1 protein-coding gene and 1 pseudogene are annotated in these 3,641 nt (G+C 41.2%); both read left to right on the forward strand.

Going from position 1 to position 3,641, the window contains the following annotated elements:
• Positions 1-350: 350 nt before the first annotated feature.
• Positions 351-1,738: pseudogene (locus AC2JBO_RS43785) on the forward strand (IS110 family RNA-guided transposase).
• Between the two features lie 1,076 nt (positions 1,739-2,814).
• Positions 2,815-3,312: an anthrone oxygenase family protein gene (locus AC2JBO_RS43790; RefSeq protein ID WP_496959887.1), complete on the forward strand. Its 498-nt coding sequence runs from the start codon at positions 2,815-2,817 to the stop codon at positions 3,310-3,312.
• Positions 3,313-3,641: the final 329 nt, after the last annotated feature.

Raw genomic sequence — 3,641 nt, forward strand, 5'->3', positions numbered from 1 at the left:
GGCTTTGTTCGTATAGTCCCACCCAAGCGCGGGTGTAGGTGCAAGATATAAGCCTCCGACTAGCGGGCTACGCCGCAAGTAATATATGAAAGAAACACAAGGGGTACTAAGGAAAATTCTAGAGATTACAACTATAATTAGTAGTTACCCTGACAGTCAAAACCGTGTTATCAGTGGTGTTAATTACGCCCGTATATAAGCGTGGTTCTGAGTGAAAAAGGTGAATTTATTGGTGAAGTGATGGTTAAGCTATCATTATCCCGTGCGCGGAGATTAGATTTGGGCACCACACTCAGGTTAGGGTACTTATTCTGCTGTAAAAAAATGCGATTGCGATGACGGAGGTCACCATGAGTAAATCAGAATCGCTACCAAAGTTGCCAAATCCTAATTTACCACTAATTAACGTGAACGCAGCAGGTATAGATATTGGTGCAGACAGACATTGGGTAAGTGTTCCAACAGATAGGGATAAAGACTCTGTACGCAGTTTTGCCTGTTTTACTGCTGACTTATATGCAATGGCTAACTGGTTAAAATCTTGTCGAATTGAAACTGTAGCAATGGAATCGACGGGAGTTTACTGGATACCAGTATTCCAAATTTTGGAAAGCAAAGGATTTGAAGTAAGACTAGTTAATGCTCACTATGTAAAAACTGTACCAGGGCGCAAGACTGACGTACTAGATTGTCAGTGGTTACAACAGTTACATACTTACGGGCTATTGGCAGGTTCCGAAGCGCCCAGAGGATCAAATTTGTGTTCTTCGTAGTTACATGCGACAACGAGACAACTTAATTAAAGGTACTTGTGTTCATGTGCAAAGGATGCAAAAAGCTCTGACTGAAATGAACATACAATTGCATCGAGTTATTAGTGATATTACAGGTACTACAGGTATGGCAATTATTAGTGCCATTATTGCTGGTGAGCGTGACCCTAAGAAGTTAGCTGAATTAAAAGACGAACATATTAGAGCAAGTTCTACTGCTATTGCTGCAGCTTTGACTGGAGATTATAGACCAGAACTTGTGTTTATTTTGTCCCAAGAGCTAGGGCTGTATAAATTCTACCAGACACAAATAACTGAGTGTGATGCTCGAATAGAGGAGTGTTTATCTCAGTTTGCAGATAAAGTAGATGTCAAAATTAACCCTCTTGGTAAACCAAAACGTCGTGGCAAAAAGCAACCAGGAAATGCTCCTCAATTTGATTTACGTACTCCTGCAATACCGCATCACTGGCGTAGATTTTACTCAAATCAATGGCTTAGGAGCTTTAACTGTGCTGGTTATATTGTCTGAAGTCGGATTAGACCCGTCTCGTTTTCCTACAGTTAAACATTTCGTTTCTTGGCTAGGGTTATGCCCTGGTAGTCGCATAACTGGCGGCAAAGTCAAAAGCTCCAAAACTCGCCCTGTTGCTAATCGAGCTGCCAATGCTTTCCGTATGGCAGCACAAACTCTTTGTCGTAGCAATTCTGCCTTGGGAGGATTTTTCAGACGAATGCAATCTCGTATGGGGGCGCCAAAGGCAATTACTGCTGCTGCTCACAAACTCGCACGTATTTTCTACCGTCTGTGGACATCTGGAGCAGCCTATGCAGACCCAGGTGTTGATGCTTATGAACAAAAATACCATGAACGTATGCTGAACAACTTAAAGAAAAAAGCTCACGCTTTGGGGTTTGATTTAGTTGCTCAACCTACAACTAGCGAGGAACAGTGCGCTGCATAAGATGCTTTCATTACCTCAGTAATAGAAGGTTACTTTAAAATCAACGCATGACTAAGTGACGGTTTAACTCCCAATTCATTTGTAAGTTATGAAAACACTCATTGGAGCGCGCTGTTTCTTGATAATCAAGCGTGATAATTACCATGAAAATTTAAGCGCCAATTTAAATCGTTACGCTCCTACCAAATCTATTGCGGTGGGATGTGTTTCTTAGGAGCTAGCGCGGTACATCAACTTGCTAATTCCTTCTAGCAGTTCGACTACATCTTTTTGCAAGTCCTGCACATTCGGCTTTAGCACCTCAGCAACCATATCTGACATCTTGCACCTCAAGCTTATTGAGAATAAAAGAGCTTGTAACATCTATTTTAGCGTAGGGTGGACACTGCTAGCCCTGTCAAGGTGTACCAGTTGGGTACTAGCTCGAAGCCTTATTTTTACGTTGTGCCCCCAACTCTGAAATATAAAATTGAGCGCAAATTTTATTTTTTGCTTTCAAATTTTAATCAGTGCGAGGCTAAAAGCCTTATAAATCCGTAGTACTTATGCTCACCTTGACAGGGCTAGGTGGACACTGCCTAGGGTGTTGACTCTGTGCCGTTTTTGGAATTTCGTTCATGCAAAAAACGTGACTAGTTATAATGGCGGAAATCTTAGTTTAAGTAGGGTTTTGACGAGAAATTTAAAGTCACGTACAAGAGTACCAAAAAACGCTCAAATTTTAACAAAGTCAACACCCTAGACACTGCCCACCTTACTCTTATTGAGAAGGTGCAAGATGTGAGATATGTTTTTACTGCGCTAATTTTTAATATATTTATGCTGATTCTGGCTTAATAGAAACATAACAGCCACAGTAAAAACACGGTTGAGGCTCCGCTTTTCTCTAATTTTTCAATACGAAATTACTATTTTAGCTAAACAGCCGTCTAGTTAGCGTTGTATTCACTTTTGGGTAACTGCAGATTTTCCCAATTAACAACTGGCAGCAAGATTGTGTTAGTAGCACAGGAATTAGATAGCCGAGCATAAGTTATTTTTTTAAGCTGGAATAGTAATTAAGCCAGGAGGTGGTCATGGCGCATCTTCAACAACATTATTTCGCATTAAAGCTTTTCTCTGTACTGGGGTGCGGGCTAATGGCTGGGGTCTTTTTTGCTTTCTCATCCTTTGTAATGAACGCCCTTGCCAGACTTCAACCGACGCAGGGTATTGCTGCGATGCAATCTATTAATATTACGGTAATCAATCCGTTGTTTATGGCGCCGTTTTTAGGAACGACTGCGGCTTGTATCTTTTTTTTAATCACCTTGCCACTAAAATGGCATCAACCTGGCGCCGTCTATCTGCTCCTCGGCAGTCTACTATATCTTATTGGTACATTTGGCGTTACAGTGATATTCAATGTGCCACTAAACGAAGCGCTGGCGACTGTCGAGCCAGGTAGTGCTGATGGTGTAAAGTTGTGGAGTAGTTACCTTGCCAGCTGGACGCTCTGGAATCATATTCGCACGGTAGCGGCGCTTGCGGCAACGGCATTGTTTTCAATTGGGTTTTGTTATAGAGCGCCATAATAATAGAATTTGTGAACGTTCGTGATTGAATACAATAAGATTAATCTCTTAAACATGTTGTTGAAATTAGGAGCAAATTCGTGCAGGCTATACTATTGAGTCGAGAAGAAGTTGCCAAACGTGCAAGAGAATTTTAGAGGATGTTTGAAAAGTATAAAATTAAACTATAGACTTAGAAAATCCCCCCAACCCCCCTTAATAAGGCTTTCAAGGGTAGGTTTTTTTGAATCGAGCAAATAGTTGAGAAAATTCTCAATTGCTGAACGAGGTTTCGTTGTTTCAGGATTTGGGCGCCCGCTGAAATAGGCAAAAAACGACCAAATTCAAAA

This window comes from Calothrix sp. CBUCES-K 9914 (assembly GCF_059640475.1).

Bases quoted from the DNA above. Each gene is read 5' to 3' on its own strand.
- AC2JBO_RS43790 (WP_496959887.1), top strand. From the start codon at position 2,815: ATGGCGCATCTTCAACAACATTATTTCGCATTAAAGCTTTTCTCTGTA.